This window comes from Paractinoplanes ovalisporus (assembly GCF_016834655.1).
Classification (GTDB): Bacteria; Actinomycetota; Actinomycetes; order Mycobacteriales; family Micromonosporaceae; genus Actinoplanes; species Actinoplanes ovalisporus.
Map to the genome: position 1 here is coordinate 1,171,751 of NZ_JAENHP010000001.1, position 24,170 is coordinate 1,195,920.

A 24,170-nucleotide genomic window follows, 5' to 3' on the forward strand; every position below is an offset into this window, starting at 1 on the left:
CTACGCCGAGTCCGACCGCGCGCTACGCCGAGAACACCCGTAGCTGCAGCATCGCGCCGAAGCGGGCCTCGGGGTCGGCCAGGTCGATCTCGCCCACCTCGGCCAGGCGGCGCAGCCGGTAGCGGAACGTGTTGGGGTGCACGTGCAGGGCGGCCGCCGCGGCCACCGCGTCGCCGAACGCGTCCAGCCACGCGGCGAACGTCTCGACCAGGTTGGCGTTGTGCTCGGCGTCGTAGGCGAGCAGCTTCGCGAGCGGCCCGCTCGGCTCGTCACCACGGGCGGCGACCAGATCGCGCACGTCGAGCACCATCGCCTTGGTATAGACGTCACCCAGCCGCGCGACCCGCAGCCCGCACCCGGCGCGCAGCACCCGCAGCGCGCGGTCGGCATCGGCCCGCGCGACGGCCAGCTGGGCCACCGAGGTCGCGGTCGGGCCCACCCCGATCACGGCCGGCACGCGGTCGCCGACCCGGTCCAGGAACTCGGTGGCGACCCGGACGGCCCGTTCCGACGTGGCCACCGGCAGCAGCCCGTAGGCGACGTCGCCGAGCAGGGCCACCGCGCTCGCGGCGTGCACGGCGCTGAGGTGCATCGCGAGCGCGTCGGTGAGGCGTTGCCGGTCGGCGGCCAGCCCGGAACGGTCGGCTGCGCCCTCCGGCTCGGCCGGCGTCAGGGCGAGCACGACCAGGGTCTGGTCGGCCAGGCCGAGACGGGCCAGGGAGTCGCGGGCCCCGGTGCCGCCCTCCAGTGCGGTGCCGACCAACTCCGTACGCAATCGGCGCTCGACATCGGCGCCCGCGCGCAACCGCAGCATGTGCAGCGCGACCAGCTTGGCGGCGTCGCTGAAGGCGCGGGACCGGTCGGGGGTCAGCGGCTCGTGCACGGCGGCCCAGATCGAGCCCAGGAACTCGTCCCCGGCCCGGACGGCCACGGCGACCCGTGGCACCGAGAAGTCGCCGGGCGCGCTCGGCGGTGGGGTCACGAACACCGGATCGGCGCTGCGGTGCAGATCGCGATGCACCCCGGCCCGAGACAGCAGGCGGGCGTAGCGTTCGGGCACCTGACGGCCGAGGATCGTCTCGACCCGCGACTCGTCGGCCTCCTCCTGGCGGCCCGAGAAGGCCAGCACGCGCGAGTCCGGGTCTTCGATCGTGACCGGCGCGTCGACCAGCGCGGCCACGGCGTTGGCCAGCGCGAACAGGTCTCCCGAGGGCATGCCGCCGAGCATCTCGTCGCCGGCGTCCCCGACATCGCCCTGGCTGAGCATCGAACGCAGCAGCGCGGCCAGCTGGGCCCAGGAAGCGCCGCGGGTCAGCGCCAGCAGCGCCACGCCCGATTCCTCGGCCGCCTTCCGCAGATCGTCGCCGGCCGGAACCGGGGCCCGGACGATCAGCCCGGCCGCGCCCTGCTCCCCCAGCGCCCGCAGCAGCGCCGCGATCTCGCCCGGCTCGCGCAGGCCCACGCCGAGCACGAGGGCGGGCGAGGGCAGATGCGGTTCGTCGTACGGGTCGTGGATGGCGATCCCGGCGATCGGCTCGGTCGAGCGGACCTCGCCGTGCACCAGGTCGAGCAGCGTGGCCCCGAGGTCGTCGAGGACCCGCCCGAGGCTGGCGCGCGGCAGCTGGGTCATGCCACCGGAGCCTAGTGGCATCGGTCAGTTCCCGAGCGGCATGCCGGGCCGTGGGACGGCTTCCAGCAGCTCGCGCGTGTATTCGTGCTGCGGGTCCATGAGCACCTGCTCGACCGGGCCGTACTCGACGATCCGGCCGTGGCGCATCACCGCGACGATGTCGCTGACGTAGCGCACCACGGCCAGGTTGTGCGAGATGAACAGCATCGTCAGCCGCAGCTCGCGCTGCAGGTCACGGACGACGTTGAGCACCGCGCCCTGGATCGACACGTCGAGCGCCGAGGTGATCTCGTCGGCCACGATCACCTCGGGCCGCCCGGCCAGGGCGCGGGCCAGCGCGACCCGCTGCCGCTGGCCGCCGGAGAGCTCGTCCGGGCGGGCGCCGGCCCGGTCCGCCGACAGCCCGACCAGCTCCAGCAGCCGGCCCACTTCGGCCCGCCGGTCGGGCTCGCCGCGCGGCATCGCCTCCGCGATCGAGGCGCCGATGCTCATCCGCGGGTCGAGGGCCGAGTACGGGTCCTGGAAGATCATCTGTAACGGCCGGTTCTTGAACGCCTGCACGGGCCGGCCGTCCAGCCGGATCCGGCCGCCGGTGAGCGGGGCCAGGCCGACCGCGGCCCGGGCCAGCGTCGACTTGCCCGATCCGCTCTCACCGACCAGCCCGACGACCTGCCCGGCCGGCACGACCAGGTTCACACCGTCGACCGCGACCGTGCCCAGCCGGCGCGAGCCGAAGCGCACGGTCACGTCCTCGAAGGTCAGCTCGCGCATCGCGGGGTGGCCCGGGCGCCGAAGTGCACGTACTTCTCGCCGGTGGGCAGCTCGTAGAAGGTGGCCGGCACCCAGTTGCCGGTCGCCGGGTCCTGACAGACGAACAGGTTCGGCTCGACCGCGACCATCCTGTAGTCGACCGGCTTCTCCTGCAGCACCTCGGCCAGCGGCCCGGTGATGCTGAACCGCATGACCGGTCCGTCGTCGCCCACGCTCATCTCCTGGCGGATGCTGGCCCGCTCGTAGACCCCGACGAACGGCGTGGGGTCGACGTCGACCGGGGTGGCCGGCGGTCCGAGCGGGTGCGGGACGGGAACGCCGGCCAGCTCGTCGAAGATCTCCCGGTACAGCTCCTCGTAGAGCTTCGCGCCGTTGCCCCCGTTGGTCAGCAGCGCCACCGCGATCCCCCGCTCGGGCAGGATGCGCAGGAACGCGGCCTGCCCGATGGTGTTGCCGTCGTGGCCGATCAGGCGGTGCCCGTCCCAGTCGGCCCGCTCCCAGCCCAGCCCCCACGAGTCGCCCAGCGTGTGCTTGTCCGGCAGCTCGACCTGGTGCTCGGCCATCGCGGCGGCGCTATCGGCGCTCAGCACCCGGCTGCCGTCGGCGGCCACCCCGCCGTCCAGATGCATCCGCGCGAAGGCGAGCAGGTCGGCGGCGGTCGAGACGATCGACCCGGCCGGCCCGGCCGAGCGCGGGATGCCCCACACGGGCGCCACGACCTGCTTGCCCTCCTGGGTCATGTGCCCGGCGGCGGCCCGGTGCAGCAGCGCCTCCTCGGGCAGGGTGACGGTGTGGGCCAGCCCGAGCGGGGTGACCAGACGCTCGCGGACGGCCGCGTCCCAGGTGCCGCCGGTCAGCTTCTCGACCACGCGTCCGGCCAGCGAGAAGCCGGAGTTGCAGTACGACCAGGTGGCCTCGAGCGGATGGTTCTGGGCGGCGTCGGCCAGCACCGCCGTGTACTTCTCGAGACAGTCGTCGCCGCGGCCGGTGTCGGTGAAGATGTCGCCGTCGATGCCGCTGGTGTGGGTGAGCAGGTGCCGCATGGTGACCTTGGCGGTCACGCCCGGGTCGCTGAGACGAAGCTCGGGCAGAACCTCGACCAGCGGGGCGTCGAGCTGCAGCTTCCCCTCGTCCACAAGCTGCATGACCAGCGTGGCGGTCCACACCTTGCTGATCGAGCCGATCTGGAACAGCGAGTCGGTGGTCGTCTCGACTCCGGTGCGCAGGTTCAGAACCCCGTACGCGGCCTCGGTCAGCTCTTCTCCGTGCAAAATCCCGAGGGTCGCCCCCGGCACGTCGTGGCGTTCGGCGATCTCGGCCAGACGCCGGTTCCAGTGATCGTTGTCGGTGGTCATGATCTGTCTCCTCCCAGGGGTGCGGCAATCTGGTCGTCCGGCACTTCGCCGATCCGGTCGTCCGGCACCTCGTCCGTGCGGTTCCCCGGCACCTCGTCCATGCGGTTCTCTGGCGCCCCGTCCACGCGGCTCTCCGTCTGCTCGTCCACGCTGTCGTCCAGCACCTCGTCCGTGCGGTTCTCCGGCTCCCCGTCCGTGTGGTTGTCGGCGACCGCGGCCGGGGCCAGGTCGGCGTGCCAGCAGGCGACGCGACGACCGGCGGCGTACGAGGTCAGCGCCGGATCGTGCGAGCGACACTGATCGGTGGCGAGCGGGCAGCGCGGGGCGTACGGGCAGCCGGCCGGCATGTCGTACGGGTCCGGCGGCCGCCCTGGAATCACCGCGAGCGGCAGACTCCGGTCGGTGGTCATGTCCGGGACCGCCGCCACCAGCGCCCGCGTGTACGGATGCCGCGCATCGTGCAGCAACGCCCCGGTCGGCAGATCCTCCACAACCCGACCGGCATACATCACCAGAACCCGATCGCAGACCTGCCCGACAACGGTGACGTCGTGACTGATGAACAACAGCCCGACCTGCTCAGCGGCCCGAATGTTGGCCAGCAACTGCAACACCTGCCGCTGCACCGTCACATCGAGTGCGGTCGTCGGCTCGTCGGCAATGATCAGCTTCGGGTTGGCCATCACTCCCATGCCGATCATCGCCCGCTGCCGCATACCTCCCGAGAACTCATGCGGCAACTGCCGAGCACGCCGCTCGGCGTCGGTGATCCGCACAGCCGACAGCCGGTCAACGGCCCGCCGCCAGGCCGTACGCCGGTCGGCCCGCTGATGCTCCCGCACCACTTCGGCCAGTTGCCGCCCCACCCGATGCGTCGGGTTGAGCGAGGTCATCGGATCCTGAAACACCATGGCCAACGAGGTCCCAAGCAGCCGCCGACGCGCACTACGGCCCGAACCCGCACCCTCGCGTCGCCCGCCCCCGTCACCGAACGAGGACTCGTTTTGCGAACCGGCCGCTGAACCGACGCCAGCAGAGCCAACAGCAGCCGGCCGCTCCCGACCGAACGAAGGTTCGTTTTGCAGATCGGCCACTGAACCAGTACCAGCAGGACCAACGACAGCAGCCCGCTCCCCATCGAACGAAGGTTCGTTTTGCGATGCGACCGGCGAGTCGGCAGAAGCAGCCCCACGCTCGCCGCCCTCAAGCTGGCGCTCTCGGCCGAACGAAGGTTCGTTTTGCGATGCGACCGCCGAGTCGGCGGCAGCGGCCCCACCATCGCCGCCCTCAAGGTGGCGCTCTCGCCCGAACGAAGATTCGTTTTGCGGGCCGGCCACTGAACCAACGCCGGCAGAGCCAACGACAGCCGCCCGCTCCCCATCGAACGAAGGTTCGTTTTGCGGTGCGGCCGTCGAGTCGGAGGCAGCGGCGGCCCCACGCCTGTTGCCCTCGGGGCGACGCTCCTCGTCGGTCAGGTCGGTGCCCAGGAACTCGAGGCGATCGGCCCGGACTCGGCCGGGGCGTTCGATCAGCTGGGCGATCGCGAGCGCCGTCAGGCTCTTGCCGGAGCCGCTCTCGCCGACGATGCCGATGGCCTCGCCTGGCCGCATGGTCAGGCTGACCCCACGCACCGGAGTGACCTCGCCGGCCCCGGACGGAAAGCTGACGCGCAAGTTCTCCACGGCTAGCAGCGGGTGAAGTGGAGCCTCGGGCTCCGGTCCGGTCGCTGGCGACTCGGGGGCGGGCGTCTCCTCGGCGCGCCGGCGGTGACCAGGTGAGCGCAAGCCGATGGCCCGGGCCACGGCCTCGCCGGCCAGGTTGAACGCCATCGCGGCCAGCACCACGGCCACCCCGGCGGCCAGCGCGCCGGCCGGGTGCACATAGATCTGGGCCAGGCCTTCGCCGAGCAACCGTCCCCAGTCGTAGCTGGGCGCTTGCACGCCCAGGCCGAGGAAGGACAGGCTGGCGAACGACAACAGCGCGGTGCCGGCCGCCATCGTCGCCGAGACCACCAGGGGCTCGGCGATGTTGGGAAGTACGTGCCGAATCAGGATGCGCATGCGGCCGATCCCGGCGACCCGGGCGGCGGCGATGAAGTCACGGCCGGAGATGGTCGCGGCCATGGTCTGGGTGAGCCGGGCGAATCCGGGTGCGGTGGCGAAGCCGATCGCCAGCACCGCCCCCTTGGCGCCGACCCCGAAGATCACCGCGAAGAACAGGGCCAGCAGCAGCGACGGGAAGGCGACGGCGATGTTGATGAGCGCGCCGATCCACCGGCCGACGCGGCGGCCGAGCAGCACGGGCGCGGTGCCGAGCAGCAGCCCGACGGTCACGCCGATGCCGGTGGCCAGCAACGCCAGCGCCACCGAGAGCCGCGTCGCGACCAGCACCCGGGCCAGAATGTCGCGGCCCAGCAGGTCGGTGCCGACCGGGTGCGCCGACGACGGTCCCTGCAGAATCTCGGCCGACTGGACGGCGTCGGCCCGGCCCTGCCAGATCAGCGGAGCCACTACGGCCAGCACCACCACCGCGGCCAGCAACACCGCGGCCGTGAGGCCCAGCGGGCTGCACAGCACGCCGATCCAGCGCCGGGCCGCGCGGACGTTCGCTCCCGACGCACCCGGACCAGCGTTCGCCCCAGAAGCCGTTGACGCGCCCGGCCCACCGCTTGATCCAGCCGCCACCGCGACGCCCGGCCCACTGCTCGACCCAGCCGCCGCCGGCCCGCCCGGCCCACCGCTTGACCCAGCAGCCACCGACGCGTCCGGCCCCCTGTTCGGCGCGGCCGTCGTCGGCTCGCCCGGAGCACCGTTTGCCGCTGTCATCAGCTCTCCCGGATCGCCGAGCGTGGATCGAGCAGCGCCAGCGCCACGTCCACGACCAGGTTGATCAGCAGCACGCCGATGCCATAGACGAGCACCACGCCCTGCACGGTCGGATAGTCCTTGGCCAGGATCGACTGGACGATCGTGCCGCCCAGTCCGGGCCAGGCGAAGATGTTCTCGATCAGCACCGTGCCCGCCACCAGCGCGCCGAGCAGCAGCCCGCCGATGGTGAGCGTGGCGGTCAGCGCGTTGGGCAACGCGTGCCGCAGATAGATCGCGCCGGTGCGCAGGCGCTTGGCCCGGGCCGTACGGATGTAGTCGGTCTGCAGCACCGCCAGCAACTCGACCCGCACGATCCGGGCCAGCATGAAGGCCGGGCCGACGGCCAGCGAGAGGACCGGCAGCACGTACGAGTCGGGGCCGGACCGCCCGGCCACCGGGAACCATCCGAGCTGGACGCTGAACACGAACACCAGCCCGACCGCCATGAGGAATTCGGGGATGGTCGCGACCACGACGCCGGCCGAGGTGAGGGCCCAGTCCCCGCCCCGGCGCCGCCCGTCGCGGGCCGTCACGGCCATCAGCAGGCCCAGCGGCACCGAGACGACCACCGCCACCGCGAACGCCAGCAGCGCCATCTCGACCGTGGAGCCGAGCCGGGCCGAGATCACCTCCTGGACCGGCAGACCGGAGGTCATCGAGACGCCCAGGTCGCCGGTCAGCAGGTGGCCGAGGTAGTGCAGGTACTGCAGCCAGAGCGGGTCGTTCAACCCCAGCTGCTCGCGCCGCTGCTCGATCAGCGCGACCGGAGCGGTCGGGCCCAGGGCCGCCCGGACGGGATCGCCGGGCAACACGTGGATCATCAGGAACGCGGCGGTGACCAGCACCCAGACGCTCAGGACGAGCCGCCCGGCCCGGCGGACCGCGAACCGCACCCACGGGTTGTCGGCCAGGCCGGTCAGCCTCGGGGACACCGCCGCGACCGTCATCCGTCTCTCCCGTCAGCCCAGCATGCGGATCGACGACGGGTCGACGTCACCCTCGGAGAGGTTCAGCTCGACCCCGTTGGCGATCGTCGGCGCGTTGGAGTTGGCGAACGGCACCAGATCCAGGTTCTGCACCACCGCCTTCTCGGCCGCCGCCCACTGTGGGCAGCCGCTCTCGCCGGACTGCTTCTGGGCCTCGGCCACCGCCGCCGCGTACTCCTTGTTGTCGAACGCGGCGAAGTTGGCGCCGTTGGGTGGCGTCGGGCCGGAGAGGAACGGGATCAGCTGGCTGGGCAGCGTCACCCCGATCGGGAACATCGCCACGTCCCAGGCCAGCTGCCCGGCCGCGATCTGCCCGACCTGCGTGGTCGTGACCGACTTCAGCTCGACCTGGACGCCGGCGGCCTGCCACTGCTGCTGCAGCAGTTCGGCCGCGGCCTGCGCACCCGGGTTGCCGGTGGCGCCCCAGGCCACGACGAGCTTCTTGCCGGCCGCCGCGCTCGACCCGATCGCGGTCTTGCCCGCGGCCGCGTCGAAAGCGGGCACGTTCCCGGCCACGTTGTCGCCCTTGCAGGGGCTCATGGCCGGCGCGACCAGCCCGGTCGCGGCGGTTCCGCGGCCGCTGGTGAAGACCTGCTGCATCTGCGTGAGGTCGAGCGACTGGACGAGCGCCTTGCGCACGTTCAGGTCGGCGGTGGGCAGCCCGGCCTTCTGGTTGAACCAGATCTCGCCGGTCGGGGCGAGCACGTCCCGCTTGAGGAACTGGTCGCCCTGCAGCCGCTGGACGTCCGGTCCGGTGAAGCGGGCCGCGTTCACCTCGCCCGAGAGCACCAGGTTGGCGGTGGTGGTCTCGTTGGTGATCACCCGGATCACCACCTTGTCGGGCCGGCCCACGGTGTCGGCCTTGTAGTCGCCCGGCCCCCACAAGTACTCCTTGCGCCGGGTGAGCGTGTAGTGGTCGTCCGGCACGGCCTCGGTCACGGTGTACGCGCCGGTCCCGTCGGACGCCTGCTTGAGCGTCGTCCGGTCGGCCATGCCCTTCTCGCAGACGATCGGCAGGCCGCCCAGGTTGCGCTCGAGGAACGCGTCCGGGCTGGGCGAGGTCACCGCGACCGTGCCCGCCGCGTCGTCCGGAGTGGCCTTGGCCCCGGCCGGCACATAGAGGCCGATCCGGGTCGAGGAGTTCTTGACGTCGCCCACGAAGTTGATGTTCTTGGCCACCGTGGCCGCCGTCAGCGGGGTGCCGTCGGCGCAGGTGATCCCCTTGCGCAGGGTGAACTTGGCGGTCGTGCTGGTCGACTCCCAGGTCTCGGCGAGGCCGGGGAGCGTCTTGCCGTCGGGCGCGAACCCGAGCAGCGAGTCGTACAGGAAGCGGTCGACCTGGCCGGTGACCGACAGGGACGTGAAATGGGGATCGAGGTTGCCGGGGTCGCCCGCGACAGCCATCGTGAATGTCTTTCCGTCGACCGGCTGGCGGCCGCTCGTGCCGCTGCCGCCGTCGTCACCGCAAGCGGCCAGGAGCACCACTGCTCCCAGCGCGGCCGCGCATCGCAAAGCCTTCATCGTGCCTCCACGTGCTGCGTGTCACGAAAGACTGCCGAGCACGCGGGTCCCTTGTCTTTGGCGCTGCCGACAACAAGCGGCGGGCCCAGTTGTCGCGCTGGACGACTGTCGTTTTTGTCCCGGACACCGCACCGCCCCCCGATCCGCGACGCGGCGACGATCCGGGCAGCCGGCAGAGCAGCGATCCGGCGCGCGGGTGATGAGCGTTCGCGCAAAGGGTGAGCGTTCGCGCAGGGGAATCAGCGATCGCGCAGTAGATGAGCGTTCGCACAGAGGCAACGTTCACGCAGTGGATGAGCGTTCGCGCAGGGGCCGAGCGTTCGCGTAGGGGTGAGCGTTCGCGCAGTAAATGAACGTTCCCGCAGAGGCGAGCGATCGCGCAGTGGATGAACGTTCCCGCAGAGGCGAGCATTCGCGCAGTGGGAGAACGTCCGCGCAGAGGCAAGCGTTCGCGCAGTGAATGAGCGATCGCGCAGAGGCAAGCGTTCGCGCACTGAATGAGCGATCGCGCAGAGGCGAGCGTCCGCGCAGTGGATGAGCGTTTGCGCGGTGATGAGCAATTTCATCGATGTTTCCGAATGGTTGACAACGCTGTCACGCTCACGCAGGCTTTGGGAGCGCTCCCAAGACGGCGCTCCCCACCGACAAGAGGTGATCCGTGAACATGCGAAGAAGCTGGCTCGGCGGTCTGGCCGCCGTGCTCGTCGCCGCCGGTCTCGGGCTGGCCGCCACCGCCCAGCCCGCCGCCGCGGCGACCGGCATCAAGGTCAGCGGGACCCAGATCCTCGAGGGCAACGGCAACCCGTTCGTCATGCGCGGCGTCAACCACGCCCACACCTGGTATCCCGACCGGTTCTCGTCGCTGGCCGACATCAAGGCGCTGGGGGCCAACACCGTACGGGTGGTGCTCAGCACGGGTGACCGCTGGACCCGCAACGACGCCACCGACGTGGCCAAGGTCGTCGCCGAGTGCAAGCGCCTGCGGATGATCTGCGTGCTCGAGGCCCACGACACCACGGGTTACGGCGAGGACGGGGCGGCCACGACGCTGGCCCGCGCGGCCGACTACTGGATCGGCGTCAAGAGCGCGCTCGACGGCCAGGAGAACTACGTCATCGTCAACATCGGCAACGAGCCGTACGGGAACACCAACGCCTCGGGCTGGAACGCCGACACCAAGAACGCGATCACCCGCCTGCGGGCCGCCGGCTTCGCGCACGCCCTGATGGTCGACGCGCCCAACTGGGGTCAGGACTGGCAGTTCCTCATGCGCGACAACGCCGCCTCGGTGTTCGCCTCCGACCCGCAGCGCAACACCATCTTCAGCATCCACATGTACGGGGTCTTCGACACCGCGGCCGAGATCACCGACTATGTGGGCCGGTTCCAGAGCGCCGGCCTGCCGCTGGTGATCGGCGAGTTCGGGCACAACCACTCCGACGGCAACCCCGACGAGGACACCATCCTGGCCACCGCCCAGGCCCGCGGCATCGGCTATCTGGGCTGGTCGTGGAGCGGCAACGGCGGCGGCGTCGAATATCTGGACATGGTCACCGGCTTCAACCCGGCCCAGCTCACCTCATGGGGCCAGCGCCTGTTCAACGGCGCCAACGGCATCAAGGCCACCGCGCGCGAGGCCACCATCTTCGGCGGCACGCCCCCGACCACGCCGCCCACAACGCCTCCGACCACGCCGCCCACCACTCCCCCGACGACGCCTCCGACAACCCCACCGACCACGCCCCCGGCGTCAGGCGCTTGCACCGCCACGTACGCCGTGACCGGCTCGTGGGGCAGCGGCTTCCAGGGCGCCGTGACCGTCACCGCCGGAACGGCCGCCATCCGCGGCTGGACCGTCACCTGGACCTGGCCCAGCGGCCAGCAGTTCACCAACACCTGGAACGCGACGGTGACCACCTCCGGCAGCGCCATCACGGCCCGCAACATGTCCTACAACGGCAGCCTGGCCGCGGGCGCCGCCACGTCGTGGGGCTTCACCGCCTCGTACGCGGGAACCAACACCGCCCCCACCGTGAGCTGCGCCGCCGCCTGACCCACGGCCCGGCTCGACAACAAAAGCGGTCCGGCTCCACAACAAAGCGGCCCGGCTCCGCAACAAGAGCGGCCCGGCTCCACAACAAAGCGGTCCGGCTCCGCAACAAAGCGGCCCGGCTCCGCAACAAGAGCGGCCCGGCTCCACAACAAAGCGGTCCGGCTCCGCAACAAAGCGGCCCGGCTCCGCGACAATGCCGCCGCCTGATTCAGGGCCCGGCCCCGTAACAAAGCCGCCGCCTCATCCACGGCCCGGCCCTGCAACGAAAGTCGCAGGGCCGGGCCGCGCGGATCTCCCGAAGCCCTGACGACCCCCGCGCCCGATCCCGGCAGGCTTTCCGCATCCCCTTCACCACGGAGAAAACACCATGCGGAAGTCACCCACGGCAGTCCCGGCTCATCCGGCCACCAGGCGTTCGAGATGGGCCGCGAAGGCAACCCACCCGGCGTTCGAAATGGGCCGCGACAGCAACCCACCGACGTTCGAAATGGGCCGCGACAGCAACCCACCCAGCGTTCGAGATGGACCGCGGACCCGACGGCACGAAGCTGTGGCGGCTCGCGCCAACGGGCGCCCTCAGCATCCCGGAATGACCCGGTCACACTGATGGTCATGCGATTCGAGATCGGGCCGGCCGTGACCCGGTGGCGCGATCGGGCCGGCCTCACCGAAACATGGCGGCTCGCGTACGAGATCGCCCTGGTCGCGCTCGTGACGACCGGCGCCGTGGTCCCGTCGGCCGCGGTCGGCTGGTATCCGCTCGCGCCCTGGCTGGTCGGGGTGACCACGCCCGTACTGATGCTGGCGCGGCTCACCCACCCGCTGGTCGCCTACATTGCCGCGGCCCTGATCGGCCTCGGCACCGGCGGCCCCAGCACCCTGCTGCTCATCGTGCTCAGCGCCTCGGTCAGCTACCGCCTCGTCCAGTGGTGGAAGGTGGTCGCCGCGCTGGCCGTGGCCTGGGTCTGCTTCGTGCTGTCGGTCGCCTGGGAAGAGACGCTGACCGTGGAGTGGGCCGTGCTGACCTCGGCCCTGTTCGCCGTCACGGCGGTGCTCCCGGCCGGCGTCGCCCGGCTGGTCCGGCGGCGGCGCACCCTGCTGGCGGCGATGCACGGCCGCAACGTGCAGCTGCACAACCAGCAGAGCGAGATCGCCCGGCAGGCCCAGACCCGGGAGCGGGCCCGCATCGCCCGCGACATGCATGACTCGCTGGGGCACAAACTGACCCTCATCTCCCTGTACGCGGGCATGCTGCGCACGGCCGACGATCAGCGCCGGGCCGAGACCGCCGACCTGGTGCGCCACACGTCGGCGGCCGCCATGTCCGAGCTGCGGCAGATCCTCGGGCTGCTCGGGCAGGACGACCCGCAGTCCTCGGTGCGCCCGCTGACCGGCCTCGACGAGCTGGCCGACCAGGCCCGGGCCTCGGGTGCCCAGGTCGAGCTGATCCGCGAGGGAACGCCCCGGGCCCAGGCGGCGCTGACCGAGCACGCCGCGTACCGGGTGATCCAGGAGGGTCTGACCAACGCGCTGCGGCACGCCCGTGGCGGCGCCATCACCCTGCTGCTGCGTTACGAGCCGGACGCCCTGATCGCCGCCGTGACCAACACCGCCGGGGAGCGGACCGTGCACGCCGGCAGCCGGCAGGGACTGCTCGGGCTGACCGAACGCGTCCGGGTCGCCGGCGGCATGCTCTATCACGGGCCGACCCCGGACGGCGGTTTCCGGGTGGCGGCCACGCTGCCCCACCTGGAGGCCGAGGCTTCTCCGGCCGCGCCCCCGGCCGTGGTCCCGGCGCCCTCGGCGGGTCCCGACTTCGCGGGCGTGATCGAGCGGCACGGCCGGCGCACCAAGTTCGTCGTCGTCGCCACCACGCTGTCCATTGCGGCGTTTCTGGCCCTCTGTGTGGGCGGGGCCTGGCTGGCCGCGGCCCTGGTCGTCGTCGACCGCGACACGTACGACGCGGTCCGGGTCGGCCAGAGCGAACGGGAGGTGCGGGAGATGCTGCCCGACGCCGACGCCGCGGATACCGTCGACGAGGTGACCGACGCCGACTGCCTCGACTACACGGCCTCGCTCATGGACCAGGTGCGGGACGAGACCGGCGACGTCAGCTACCGGTTCTGCTTCCGCGACGGCATGCTGGTCGACAAACAGATCATCCGGGGGCAACCGTCATGACCGACCCGCTGCGGGTCCTGCTGGCCGACGACGACTCGCTGATCCGCACGGCCATCGACGCGATCCTGCGCCCGGCGGCCGGTATCGAGCTGATCGCGCAGGTGGCCGACGGCCGGGCCGCGGTCGAGGCGGCGGTGCGGCACCGGCCCGACGTGGCGCTGCTCGACATCCAGATGCCCGTCCTCGACGGCTTGGCCGCGCTGCGCGAGATCCGTACGGTGGCGCCGGCCGTCCGCGTCGTCGTGCTGACCACGTTCGGCCAGGACGACTATGTCGCTCAGGCGCTGCACGCCGGGGCGGCCGGGTTCCTGCTCAAGGAGAGCGCGGCCGAGGAGCTCGAATACGCCGTCCGCGCCGCCGCGGCCGGCAACGCCTACCTCTCCCCGAAGATCACCCGGCAGGTCCTCGACCGTCTGCCGCCCGCCCCCGTGAGGCCGTCGGAGGAGTTGATCAAGGTCGGCATGCTCAGCGACCGCGAGCGCGAGGTGCTGATCCGGCTGGCCCAGGGCCTGTCCAATGCCGAGATCGGCCGTCTGCTGTTCGTCTCCGAGGGGACCGTGAAGACCCACGTCTATCACGTGTTCGCCAAGCTCGGTGTCGACAACCGGGTCCAGGCGGCCATGCTGGCCCAGCGCACCGGCCTGCTCGACGCGTCACCGGCCTGACCTCGGGTCTCCTACTTTCGTTGTGGCCGGTTCCGTCGCCCGGCAGACGCCCGGGCACCCCCGTCGCGGCCATCCTTTCCCCATGACCACGACGACCTTCGAATCCTGGGAACTGCCGGCCCGGCTCGCCCTCGGCGACCTCGGGGTCGGCTACCACACGGCGAACCCGATCATCGAGGACGCGCGGGCCCACTGCGAGAGCACCGGTCAGAGCCCGTACGAGGCGTTCGGCGAGCCCCGGGTGTTCGCGGCGCGGGCGGCCGCCGACGTGCCGGTGGAGTTGCGGGAAGCGGTCGACCGTGAGGGCATGACGCCCTCGGACTACCTCAGCGGCCAGTTGTTCGCCCTCACGCTGCTCGTCCTCGTGGCGACGCCGCTGTTCGCCGCGATCGACCGGACCTGGACGTTCCCGGCGACCACGGCCGGCCTGACCGGTCTCGCGCTACTGGCGGCGACGTTCTTCGGTGCGCACGGCGTGCCGCAGGCGGTGCGCGCCTCGGGCCGGCCCCACCTGGTGAAGTACTGCTACCTCGGGGTGGTGGTCCTGATTCTGGCCACGGCGACGGCGTTCACGACGCTGCCCCGCGAGCACCTGTTCCCGATCCCGGTTCTGGCCGTCGTCGGGGTCGCGGCGGCCGCCCTGGCGTGGCAGGGCCGGGCCCCGAAGAAGCCGCAGGGCCCGGCCGCACGGGCTCCGGAACCCGAGGATGCCGACGCCTGGTTCAAGCGCCTGGACGGTCTGCTGGTCGGCCGCTACGACCTGCCGCCGGACCGCGCCGCCGAGCTGACGCGTGGGGTCCGGGCCCGCAGCCGGTCGCCGCGGGAGGAATTCGGGCCGGTCGAGGAGTACGCGCGGCAGCTTCAGGAGAACGAGCCCGTACGGAAGGTGCCGTTCTGGCGCACCCGACCGGCTCACATCGTCGGCATCCTGGTCGGGATCAGCCTCGCCGTGCAGGCGTTCCTCGGCTGGCGGGCGGACGGCGTGTGGTGGGCCGCCTGGTTCATCGCCCTCCCGGGCGCCCTCGGTGGCCTGTATTTCCTGGTGCGGGAGATCCGCCGGAAGCGCTGAGGGCCGGCCGGTCAGCTCAGGGCGGCCAGGAAGGGCCGGCTCTCGGCGGACGGGGTGAGCAGGGTGACCGCGGAGCCGTCGGTGAAGTCGAGGCGCAGACGGCCGTCCTGCTCGGTGGCCGAGGCGACCTCCTCGCGGGGGCACTCCCACCGCACGCTCAGAGCCGTCGCCTCGCCGGTGGACGAGCGGAACACGTCACGCCAGCCGCCCCGGCGCTTGGCCAGGACCATCAGGCGCTGGTCGGTGACGGCCAGCAGCCGCGGGTCGGTGACGATGCGGATGTGCTCGTCCATGGCGACGGCCCGGCTGCGCGGCCGGCCGTGCAGGCCCCGGCGGTTCTCGGGAACGGCCGAGGAGGGACGACGGAAGCGCCACGGGGACAGGTCGGCCTTGGTGAGGTCGGCCAGCGTACGGCCGTCGGCCCGGCTCGCCCACACGGCGGCGCGGAAGGTCTCGCCCGGGCGCAGATTTTCCCGCACCTGGGCCTCGACCTCGGCGTCGGAGTTCACGGTCCCGCTCCCCTCGTCCGGACGACCTGCGGGTATCAGTCGACCACGCCGGTCAGGAGCTCCCGCAGGTGGGTCACGTCGCGGCCGGCCACAACACGCTCCAGCTCGGCGACGGTCACCGATTCGCGGCGGGCCCGGGCGATCACCCGCCGGGCGCGTTCGATGACCGGGTGGTCGGTGTCCTCCGGCATCCGTTCGGCCTCGGCCAGCCGGCCCGTCAGCTCGACCACGCCGGCCCGGTCCTGGGCCTGGAGGACTTCGAAGAGTTCCGTACGGGCGGAGACCCACACGGCGGGCAGGGCGTTCTCGAAGTGCAGGCGGTCGAGGCGGGCCAGCAGCGCGGCCCCGCGGCCGGGCCAGCGTGACGCGGACCGGTCGCGCACATCGAGGGCGCGGCGGATGAGTTCGGGTCGTAGCCGGCCCATCAGGCGGGTGTCCAGGTCGACGTGGTGCAGGCTGGTGCCCATGCCCACGCCGCCCACCCCGAGGTTCACGGCCGTCCGCATGTGGTCGGGCAGCATTCCGGCCGAGATGTAGGTGTCCAGGCCTGTCTCGTGGGCGTGGTGGACGAGCCCGAGCAGGTGTCCGAACGACAGCTGCTCGACGACCGGGACGGCCGGAACCTGGTTGGACGAGCCGTCCCACGCGATCCGGTCGAAACCGCCGTCGCGCACCAGCTCGATCCCGAGGGTGGCGACGTCGAACGGCTCCGAGACGAGCACAGGTGCGCCCGCGCGGTCGTCCACGATCGGGGTGTTGAGGCTGAGCGCCGCCGTGAGGGTCTGGCGCGAGGGATCCCGTACGACGTTGCCCGCCACCGCCCGCATGAACTCGACCGCCTCGGCCGCCGTCATGTGCTCCAGGCCCAGCTTGCAGTCGGCGATGCCGTGCATGAACATGGCCGCGACCGCCGCCGCGTACAGGTGGACCGTTTTGAGCAGGTCGCGCGTGAACGACTCGCTCTCAAAGACCGGACGCCCGATGAACACGCTGCACGGAGCATCGGTGCCGGTGTGCAGGCGCACCCGGGCGGCGTCGACGACGGCGGGCATCCGGTAGGGCTCGACCTTCTCGCGGTCGAACTCCCGGTCCCGGTCGATGTGCTCGACGTGCACGACAAGACCGCGCGTCAGGTCAGGCCCGCGGCAGGTCACCCGCATGTGCGAGTCACCCGGATCCGCCACCGACAGGGCGGTCGGGAAGCGGCGGAAACCCGGGACCCCGATCGACCGGTACGGGCCGGTCAGCGCGACCCCCCGGTCGAGACAGCGGTAGGCGGCCTGGATCGCTGCGGCCTCACCGGCAGCCGGACGGTGGTCGTCGTGGCGACTGTGGGACAGCAGGCCGGTCACCGCGTCGAGGAACTCCGCGTCGTTCTCCTCACGGCCGACGGTGATGCGTACCCGGTCCGGCTCGGCGTGCAGCTCGGCCGGGCCGTCCTGCCGGTGCCCGTGCAGGCTCAGAACGTCGGCGTAGACATCGACGAGTTCGGCCGTGGTGCGCGCCGTCATGGCCTGGCCGGCCAACTCCACCGTCTTGTCCACGACGGGCGCGGTTCCCGGGTGATCGCGCCGCAGCTCCGAGGCGAGGGCGGCCGCCCGACGATATACCTCGGCCAGGCTGTGGCGGTGCTGCAGCGGCGTGGGCTCACGTTTGGCGAAACCGCCGGCCGCCGTGAGTTTCTCGTCCTCCGCCATCGTCTCGAGCAGGGTGTGCACCCGGTCGAGGACCAGCCGGCGGAAATCCCCGGCGGTGAGGATCACGGCGCTTCCGGGCGGCGGGTCGTGGACGTCGCGGCCGGGCCCATGACGGCGGCGTCGCTGTTGGTCGCGTGGGCGGTCGGCTTGTCGCGGCGCACCACCTTCGACGGCTTGCGGGCGCCGTCGCTGCCCCAGACCCAGCGCCGGTAGGGCCACTTGTCGTCGTTGAAGATCTCGAGGCGGGGCAGTTGCTCCATCAGTCCCCACACGACATTCGACGAGTCCGTCATCGGGGGCGTGGAGTCCGGCTCCGCGAGGAACTTCAGCGCCTCCGGGGTCAGCACCAGACCGGGGGCGTCGTGCAGGGCCTCGCCGAGCATCCAGCGCAGCGTGATGTCACCGGCGCCGATGTCGCTGTGGAAGCCGGTGAACCACACCTCGGCGATGGTCTGGCGGGCGTAGCGGGGGCGGTCGGAATCCCGTACGCGGTCCATCGCCTTGCCCTCGGCCTTGTCCATGTCGAGCTGGCCCCAGGTGGTGGCCTTGAACCAGGCCCGCCGCTCGTGCACGGCGAGGGCGTGGGCCACGTGCCGGACGATCGGGTTGTGGCGCAGATGCGGCAGCTTGGTCGGAACCAGACCGCCGTACGACTTCACGGTGTCCCAGACCCCCAGAAACTCGATCTCGGGGACACGGTTGGCGGTGACAGCCGGCGGCTGCATCGGCTTGAACTGCCGCCAGGCCCGGTCGAAGGTGCGGCGGTCGGCGCGTTCCGGAAGCCCGCAGCGGTAGATCAGCCCGGCCAGCGCCCGCACCGCGAAGGCGCCCCGGCTGAACCCGAACAGATAGATCCGGTCGCCGGGATCGGTGTGCAGCGCGGCCAGCCTCAGATACATCTCCCGGATGAGCGGCTTGAGCCCATAGCCGAAGCCGAGCCCCAGAACCCGGAGCATGGCGGTGTGCGCCTCCAGCCACGATTCCCGGGGCGTGAACACCTGCAGCGCCGGCCGGTCGGCGCCGACCGCGGAGATGCGGGTGCCGTTGGTGCCGACGCCTTGCGCGTACACGGCAACCTGCCGCTCCGGGTCGCTCAGGTCGAGGAACCGGATCAGCCGGGTCACGTTGGTGGGTTCGCCGTCGAAGGTGTTGCCGGTGCCGTCGCAGCAGATCACGATCGTGCGGGCCATGCCCCTGCTTAGCACTGTCCGCCGACGGTCACAGTCGGCCCAGCGACACCCGGCTTGAGTCGATCACGAGCAGCCGCTAGCAATAGGAGCCCACTGGACGATCCACCGCACGGATGGAGTGCGCGATGACAGAGGTCTCCCTTTCCTTCGGTTACGTGAAGCTGGACAACAACGTCGGCCCGAACACCGGCCACGACTACCCTGTGCTCGACGCGACGGACGCCAGCTTGAGCGGCCTCCCGATCGGGCCGGGCTGCGACGCCACCACCGGGCTCTACGCGGTGACGTTCCAGGTCCTCTCCCTGTGGATCGAGGATCTGCCCGACTTCGGATCGAACGAGGTTCTCTTCAAGCTGAGCGGACAGACCCGGGCCGGCGAAGACCCGAATCTGCGGGTGGACACGGCCGTCGACTTCAACTTCCGGGTCCCCGACCGGAACCGGGCATCCATCGACTTCGCGCTCGGCTTCACCAATGTCCTTCTCAGGAACCGGCTGGTCATCGGACTGCAGCTCATCGAGCTCGACAAGGACGCCAGCGCTTACTACAAGAAGGTCAAGGACGCCATCAGTCCCGAGACCGGGCGGCAGCTGATCGACGTCCTCAAGGGCGTGCCCTATCTCGAACTGGCCACGAGTGTCGCCGATGGACTCATCGAGGCGTTCGGCAAGAACGACTCCGACCAGGTGTGGTCGTCGAACCCGGTGTTCGCCGTGCGGCCCGCGCCCGGCGCACCTTTCCTGCGCACCGGTATCTACGTCGCCTACGAGAATCCTTGCGACGACCTCCCGCCGGCCGCACTCACCTATCGGGACCGCCGCGTCAGACTGGCCGACAGTGCCGAGCAGGCCGAGTTCAAGCGCAACTTCCTGGTCTTCTCGTTGATGATCGAGCCCGCTCCCGCCTCCGTGTCGGCGAAGCTGACGTCCTGAATCACGGCTACTCGGGAATTCTCTCTTCCGAGAAGGGGGTGGTGACGCCGGTGTAGGCGAGGTGCATGACCATGCCGTTCGAGGCGTGCATGAAGTTGTGGCAGTGGTCCATCCAGATGCCGGGGTTGTCGGCCACGAACTCGATCTCGTAGACCTCGCCCGAGCCGACGTTGAGCGTGTCCGTCCACCAGGGACTTCCGGTGGCCGGGGCGCCGTTGCGGGCCAGCACCCGCACCCGGTGGCCATGCAGGTGGAACGGGTGGTCGACGGTGCTTCGGCTGGCGATCCGCACCCGAACCCGGTCGCCGCGGTCGACCTCCAGCGACGGCACGGCCGGATAGAGGCGGCCGTTGATCGAGCTGCTCACAAAACCGATCCGGCCCTCGCTGAACCCGAAACCGTCGTCCAGCCGCAGATCGAACGTGCGCTGGTAGGGGCCGCCGGCCGGAGCGGGGCCGGATCCGTACGTGAGCGGGTCGAAGGTGTCGCCGCCGGTGGACGGGAGCGCGGCCGCGGCACCGTCGGGGCTGAACGCCAGCGAGGCGTCCGCGGCCCCGGCGAGCGTGACCGGGCCGGCCGGCATGGTGAACGTGACGTCGTAGCGGCCGCCCGCGGCGAGCACGAGCCCGGTTCCCGCCTTCAACGGCGTGGGGGCCTGCACCGCGTTGCCGTCGATCGCGGCCACCCGGAACTCGGTGCCGGCCAGCTGCACCCGCTGTGGCTCCTCGGAGCTGTTGACCAGGCGGAGCAACACGTTGCGGCCCGCGGCGACGGCCTCGCGGGCGGGGCGGTCGGCGCGGTCGAGGGCCAGGGCGCCGGGCTCGGGCCAGGCGTGGGTGAAGACCGTACGCTCGTAGCCCTCGTACGGCGTGGGCTCCTCGACGATCAGGGCGCCGAACAAGCCCTTGCGCACGTTGAGCCGGCCGTCGCGATGCGTGTGGTACCAGAAGGTTCCCGTACGGGTGGGGATGAACCGATAGACGTGCCGGGCGCCTGGCATCACGGCGTCCTGGGTCACGCCGGGCACACCGTCCTCGGCGTTGGGCACGTCGACACCGTGCCAGTGCGCGGTGACCCCCTCGCTGACGTTCTCGTTGACCAGCGTGACCTCGACCAGCTGTCCCTTGCGGGCGCGGATCTCGGGGCCGGGCGACTGCCCGTTGAACGTGAGCGCGTCGACCGTACGGCCCGAATCCAGGGTCACCCTGCCCCGGGCGGCGACCAGAGTGACCCGTACGTCGGGCGTCTGGTTCTTCGGCCCGGTGAGCTGGTCGACGTGCAACTGCCTGATGCCGGAGTGCTGGTGCCCGGTCGCGGCCGCGTTGGCCCGGTCGTTGAGCGTCAGCGTCACGCCCGGAACCAGCAGCACGGTCACCGCCAGCCAGAGCAGGCGCCGGCGGCCGAACGCGGCGACCAGCGCCAGGGCCACGGCGGAACCGGCGAGCACGAAGGGCGCGTCCTGCGGGGCGGTCGGCGCGAGCAACCACCAGACCGACAGCACCCCACCGGCCGCGCTCACGTGGGCGGCCGTCCGGCTCGGCTTCCACACCGCCCACGCGGCCGGGAACAGGGCCAGCGGCACCTGGATCAGCAGGCGGGTGTCGGCCAGCAGCACGCCACCGGTCAGCAGGAGGAGGGCGAGCACCAGGCGGGCGGCGGCCAGCACGGCCAGCACGACCATCCAGCGGCGGGTCGCCTGGATACCGCCGACGGGCGCGGCGATCAGCGTCAGGACGGCGACCGTCATGTCGATCAGGAGCAGGGTTCCGTACATCGCACCACGATCGGCCGCGGACCGGCCGGCCCGCGTCGGCACCCGATGCCTACATGAGGTCCTTGAGTTGCCGACGCGAGGTCACGCCGAGCTTGCGGAAGATGTTGCGCAGGTGCGCGTCGACCGTGCGTTTGCTGACGAAGAGCCGGGTCGCGACCTCGTTCGACGTGCCGCCCGCGGCCACCAGGCGCGCCACCGCGGACTCCTGCATGGTGAGCTTCTCGTAGGAGGTGCCGGCCGCGCGCGGGACCCGTTCGCCGGTGGCGCGCAGCTCGTCGGCGGCCCGGCGCGCGAACCCCTCGGCTCCGGAGGCGGCCAGCATCTCGTACGCGGTCCGCAACTGGACGCGGCTGTCCGACCGGCGGCCCGCGCGGCGCAGCCACTCGCCATAGAGCAGGTGGGCCCGCCCCAGATAGGGCCGCATCGGGGTCCGCGCCAGCAGGTCGACGGCTTCCCGGTAGTGGTCCTCGTTCCCGGTCACCAGACCGCGGGCGTAGGCGGCGACCCCGAGGCCCGGCACCGTCGCGGTGGCCTGCGTGTGCTCGGTCAGCGCCGCCAGGGCCCGCTCGGCGACCGCGGGCTCGTGGCACCGCACGGCCGCCTCGACCAGCTCGGGCAGGATCACGCCGGAGAGGAACAGGTCGCCCTGCTCGATCGCCGTGCGGCCGGCGGCCAGCGCCGAGGGATAGTCGGCCAGCCCGTTGCCGAGCAGGGCGGTGGCCCAGAGCGTGTTGGTCACCCGCCCGCCCGCGCCGCCGGCCAGCTCCAGCAACTGACGGGTCTCGTCGCCGTGGCCGCGGATCGCGGCCAGGTGCAGCCGGTGATAGAGCAGGGGCGGCTGACCGGAGACGTCGCCGATCGCGGTCTCCTCGGCGGTCGCGGCGATGGCGCGTCCGATGTCGCCCTTCAGGATGGCGTCGGTCGCCCGCTGGGCGAGGCCGAGGCGCAGCAGCATCGGCGAGCCGCTTCCGCGGCCGGCCTCGACCAGCCACTCGGCGATCGTGGTGTGCACGGCCGGGTCCCACAGTTCGGCCGCCATCATGGTGGCCAGGGCCGGGCGCCGGCTCCAGGCCGGGCCGCCCCCGCCCGAGATGGCTTCCCGCAGCATTCCGGCGGCGGCCCGGTGCCCCTCGGCGGCCAGCGTGACCAGGGCGTCGAGGGCGTCGGGGGCGGTCGGCGCCAGCTCGGGCTCGCGGGCCGCGGCCAGCAGTTCGTCGAGGACACCACCGGCGCGGCCGACGGCCAGGCTCATCTCGACGGCATCCAGCAAGCACTCCCGGGCCCTCGGGCGGTCCACTGCGGACAGCCGGCGAGCGGCCGCGATCATCAGCGCGGGCCCGGTGCCGTCGCCGGGGCGGGTGAAGGCGACCTGACCCCGTACGAGGTCGAGACGCGCCCGCCGCTCCACGTCGAGCGGGCCCGGGTCGACCACGTCGAGCGGCCCCGGGTCGACGGCCGAGAGCAGTTCGGCCGCGCGGGAGCTGTCGCCGGCCCGGATGTGGGCCTGGGCGGCGGCCAGGGCCCGTTCGAAGCGCGACGTGGGGTCGAGCGACAGCGCCGCCGAGCGGTCGAGGAAGGCGGCGGCCGCGGCGACGCCCCCACGGGTCTGGGCCCGCTCGGCGCACCGCTCGAGCTCGGCCGCGAGGTCGTCGTCGGGGCCGGTGGTGGCCTGCGCGAGGTGCCAGGCCCGGCGGTCGGGGGCGCGTTCGGGGTCGGTCACCGCGGCCAGCGCCCGGTGGGCCGAGCGGCGGTCGTCGGGGTGGGCGGCCCGATAGGCCGCCGAGCGGGCGAGCGGGTGGCAGAACCGGATATGGGCGCCGAACTCGGCCAGGCCGGTGGCGGCGGCCTCGGCGCTGGTGCGGGCGGTGTCGAGGCCGAGCCGTTCGGCGGCGGGCCACAGCAGGCCGGGGTCGCCGGTCGGGTCGGCGCTGGCCAGGGTGAGCAGCAGGGCGGTGTCCGGCTTGAGATCGGCCGTGCGCGCCTCGAACTCCACACCGTCGCGGAACGGGCCGGAGAAGTCGCGGTACAGCCCGGAGACATCGCGGAACGACCCGGAGACATCGCGCAACGGCACGGAGGCGACGCGGGACGGCCCGGAGACATCGCGGAACGGCCCAGAGGTGTCGCGGGACGGGTCGGAGACATCGCGGAACGGCCCGGAGGTGTCGCGGAACGGCCCGGAGACATCACGCAACGGCCCGGCGATCTGGAAGCCGCCCGCGCCGGGCAGTTGCAGCAGCGCCCGCGGGTTGCCGCCGGCCTCGGCGATCAGCCGGTCGCGCACCCGTTCGTCGAGCGGGAACGGGTGGTGGGCGGCCAGCAGTTCGCGGGCCTGCTCGACGGTCAGCCCGCCGACCTCGAGCGCGGGCAGGCTCGCCAGCGGCCCGTCCGCATGCGGGGTGCGCACGGCGAAGAGCAGGGTGACGGACCGGCGGGCGAGGAAGGCCAGGGCGAGGGCGGAGGGCGCGTCGAGCCACTGCGCATCGTCGATCAACCCCACCACCGGCCGGTCCCCGCCGGTGAACAGGTCGAGGGCGGCCAGACCGACGCGGAACGGGTCGGGCGTGCCCGCGGCGAGACCGAATGCGACCCGCAACGGCTCCGGAACCGCGTCCCGGTCGAGCAATGGCAGGCACAGCTGGTGCAGGGCGGCGTACGGAAGCTCCTGCTCGAACTCCGACCCGCCGGCCCGCAGAATCCGCACCCCGGTCGCCCCGGCCGCGTGGTCGAGCAGCGCGCTCTTGCCGATTCCCGCCGCGCCCCGAAGGACGAGGGCAGTTCCGGCCTCGCTCGGCAAAACGGGGGCGCTATCGGCCGTGCCGCGCAGGACGGGGGCACCGCCGCGCAAAACCGGGGCACCGCCGCGCGGGACGGGGGCGCCGCCCTGACCGGTCAGGTCGTCGATGCGGCGCAGCTCGTCGTGGCGGCCGACGAGCCGAGCGGATCGGTGCTCTGGTGTCCCCATCTCGG

Annotated in this window: 16 protein-coding genes; 5 read left to right on the forward strand and 11 right to left on the reverse strand. The window is 72.1% G+C overall.

Translation table 11 applies throughout. The features are described 5' to 3' along the window. Nucleotides 1–22 precede the first annotated feature (22 nt). The 6 genes from JIG36_RS05340 to JIG36_RS05370 all read right to left on the reverse strand — a co-directional run bounded on the left by JIG36_RS05340 (nucleotide 23) and on the right by JIG36_RS05370 (nucleotide 9,130). Nucleotides 23–1,630, reverse strand: coding sequence for a PucR family transcriptional regulator (locus tag JIG36_RS05340; RefSeq protein ID WP_236045535.1), 1,608 nt, complete (start codon nucleotides 1,628–1,630; stop codon nucleotides 23–25). Nucleotides 1,631–1,654: 24 nt separating this feature from the next. Next, a complete protein-coding gene (locus JIG36_RS05345) occupies nucleotides 1,655–2,401 on the reverse strand; it encodes an ABC transporter ATP-binding protein (RefSeq protein WP_203374827.1) in 747 nt (248 codons plus the stop codon). Then, entirely contained in the window at nucleotides 2,389–3,756 is a 1,368-nt protein-coding gene (locus tag JIG36_RS05350; RefSeq protein WP_203374828.1) for a serine hydrolase domain-containing protein, read from the reverse strand. The genes JIG36_RS05345 and JIG36_RS05350 overlap by 13 nt, the downstream gene beginning before the upstream one ends. Beyond that, entirely contained in the window at nucleotides 3,753–6,332 is a 2,580-nt protein-coding gene (locus JIG36_RS51590; RefSeq protein ID WP_307872575.1) for a dipeptide/oligopeptide/nickel ABC transporter permease/ATP-binding protein, read from the reverse strand. The genes JIG36_RS05350 and JIG36_RS51590 overlap by 4 nt, the downstream gene beginning before the upstream one ends. Nucleotides 6,333–6,580: 248 nt before the next feature. Further along, a complete protein-coding gene (locus tag JIG36_RS05365) occupies nucleotides 6,581–7,570 on the reverse strand; it encodes an ABC transporter permease (RefSeq protein WP_236045536.1) in 990 nt (329 codons plus the stop codon). 12 nt (nucleotides 7,571–7,582) lie between these two features. Further along, the gene (locus JIG36_RS05370; RefSeq protein ID WP_203374829.1) at nucleotides 7,583–9,130 is read right to left on the reverse strand and encodes an ABC transporter substrate-binding protein; all 1,548 of its coding nucleotides are present in this window, start codon (nucleotides 9,128–9,130) and stop codon (nucleotides 7,583–7,585) included. A 664-nt stretch (nucleotides 9,131–9,794) separates the two neighbouring features. On the opposite strand from JIG36_RS05370, the gene JIG36_RS05375 reads away from it, so the two are divergent. From JIG36_RS05375 to JIG36_RS05390, 4 genes are all read left to right on the forward strand, one after another. Continuing rightward, the gene (locus JIG36_RS05375) at nucleotides 9,795–11,183 is read left to right on the forward strand and encodes a cellulase family glycosylhydrolase (RefSeq protein WP_203374830.1); all 1,389 of its coding nucleotides are present in this window, start codon (nucleotides 9,795–9,797) and stop codon (nucleotides 11,181–11,183) included. Between the two features lie 612 nt (nucleotides 11,184–11,795). Next, nucleotides 11,796–13,364, forward strand: a complete 1,569-nt coding sequence (locus JIG36_RS05380; protein WP_203374831.1) for a sensor histidine kinase — start codon at nucleotides 11,796–11,798, stop codon at nucleotides 13,362–13,364. Beyond that, nucleotides 13,361–14,029: a response regulator gene (locus JIG36_RS05385; RefSeq protein ID WP_203374832.1), complete on the forward strand. Its 669-nt coding sequence runs from the start codon at nucleotides 13,361–13,363 to the stop codon at nucleotides 14,027–14,029. The genes JIG36_RS05380 and JIG36_RS05385 overlap by 4 nt, the downstream gene beginning before the upstream one ends. Nucleotides 14,030–14,111: 82 nt before the next feature. Continuing rightward, nucleotides 14,112–15,098, forward strand: a complete 987-nt coding sequence (locus JIG36_RS05390; protein ID WP_203374833.1) for a hypothetical protein — start codon at nucleotides 14,112–14,114, stop codon at nucleotides 15,096–15,098. Between the two features lie 11 nt (nucleotides 15,099–15,109). Here JIG36_RS05390 and JIG36_RS05395 read toward each other — a convergent pair whose 3' ends face one another. The 3 genes from JIG36_RS05395 to JIG36_RS05405 are packed head-to-tail and all read right to left on the reverse strand — an operon-like array spanning nucleotide 15,110 to nucleotide 18,494. Next, nucleotides 15,110–15,607, reverse strand: coding sequence for a hypothetical protein (locus JIG36_RS05395; RefSeq protein ID WP_203374834.1), 498 nt, complete (start codon nucleotides 15,605–15,607; stop codon nucleotides 15,110–15,112). Between the two features lie 35 nt (nucleotides 15,608–15,642). Beyond that, entirely contained in the window at nucleotides 15,643–17,370 is a 1,728-nt protein-coding gene (locus tag JIG36_RS05400; RefSeq protein WP_203374835.1) for a hypothetical protein, read from the reverse strand. Continuing rightward, entirely contained in the window at nucleotides 17,367–18,494 is a 1,128-nt protein-coding gene (locus JIG36_RS05405; RefSeq protein ID WP_203374836.1) for a T6SS phospholipase effector Tle1-like catalytic domain-containing protein, read from the reverse strand. Before JIG36_RS05405 ends, JIG36_RS05400 begins: the two co-directional genes overlap by 4 nt. A gap of 125 nt (nucleotides 18,495–18,619) precedes the next feature. Here JIG36_RS05405 and JIG36_RS05410 point away from each other — a divergent pair, with 125 nt between their 5' ends. Further along, nucleotides 18,620–19,426, forward strand: coding sequence for a hypothetical protein (locus JIG36_RS05410; RefSeq protein ID WP_203374837.1), 807 nt, complete (start codon nucleotides 18,620–18,622; stop codon nucleotides 19,424–19,426). 7 nt (nucleotides 19,427–19,433) lie between these two features. Here the strand turns inward: JIG36_RS05410 and JIG36_RS05415 are convergent, their stop codons facing one another. Both JIG36_RS05415 and JIG36_RS05420 read right to left on the reverse strand, forming a co-directional pair. After that, the gene (locus JIG36_RS05415) at nucleotides 19,434–21,200 is read right to left on the reverse strand and encodes a multicopper oxidase family protein (RefSeq protein ID WP_203374838.1); all 1,767 of its coding nucleotides are present in this window, start codon (nucleotides 21,198–21,200) and stop codon (nucleotides 19,434–19,436) included. A gap of 49 nt (nucleotides 21,201–21,249) precedes the next feature. After that, a complete protein-coding gene (locus JIG36_RS05420; RefSeq protein ID WP_203374839.1) occupies nucleotides 21,250–24,165 on the reverse strand; it encodes a LuxR C-terminal-related transcriptional regulator in 2,916 nt (971 codons plus the stop codon). Nucleotides 24,166–24,170: the final 5 nt, after the last annotated feature.

Coding starts and splice junctions, on each gene's coding strand:
- JIG36_RS05345 (WP_203374827.1), bottom strand. CDS start 2,401: ATGCGCGAGCTGACCTTCGAGGACGTGACCGTGCGCTTCGGCTCGCGC.
- JIG36_RS05370 (WP_203374829.1), bottom strand. CDS start 9,130: ATGAAGGCTTTGCGATGCGCGGCCGCGCTGGGAGCAGTGGTGCTCCTG.
- JIG36_RS05350 (WP_203374828.1), bottom strand. CDS start 3,756: ATGACCACCGACAACGATCACTGGAACCGGCGTCTGGCCGAGATCGCC.
- JIG36_RS05340 (WP_236045535.1), bottom strand. CDS start 1,630: ATGACCCAGCTGCCGCGCGCCAGCCTCGGGCGGGTCCTCGACGACCTC.
- JIG36_RS05380 (WP_203374831.1), top strand. CDS start 11,796: ATGCGATTCGAGATCGGGCCGGCCGTGACCCGGTGGCGCGATCGGGCC.
- JIG36_RS05415 (WP_203374838.1), bottom strand. CDS start 21,200: ATGTACGGAACCCTGCTCCTGATCGACATGACGGTCGCCGTCCTGACG.
- JIG36_RS05390 (WP_203374833.1), top strand. CDS start 14,112: ATGACCACGACGACCTTCGAATCCTGGGAACTGCCGGCCCGGCTCGCC.
- JIG36_RS05365 (WP_236045536.1), bottom strand. CDS start 7,570: ATGACGGTCGCGGCGGTGTCCCCGAGGCTGACCGGCCTGGCCGACAAC.
- JIG36_RS05420 (WP_203374839.1), bottom strand. CDS start 24,165: ATGGGGACACCAGAGCACCGATCCGCTCGGCTCGTCGGCCGCCACGAC.
- JIG36_RS05405 (WP_203374836.1), bottom strand. CDS start 18,494: ATGGCCCGCACGATCGTGATCTGCTGCGACGGCACCGGCAACACCTTC.
- JIG36_RS05385 (WP_203374832.1), top strand. CDS start 13,361: ATGACCGACCCGCTGCGGGTCCTGCTGGCCGACGACGACTCGCTGATC.
- JIG36_RS05375 (WP_203374830.1), top strand. CDS start 9,795: ATGCGAAGAAGCTGGCTCGGCGGTCTGGCCGCCGTGCTCGTCGCCGCC.
- JIG36_RS05410 (WP_203374837.1), top strand. CDS start 18,620: ATGACAGAGGTCTCCCTTTCCTTCGGTTACGTGAAGCTGGACAACAAC.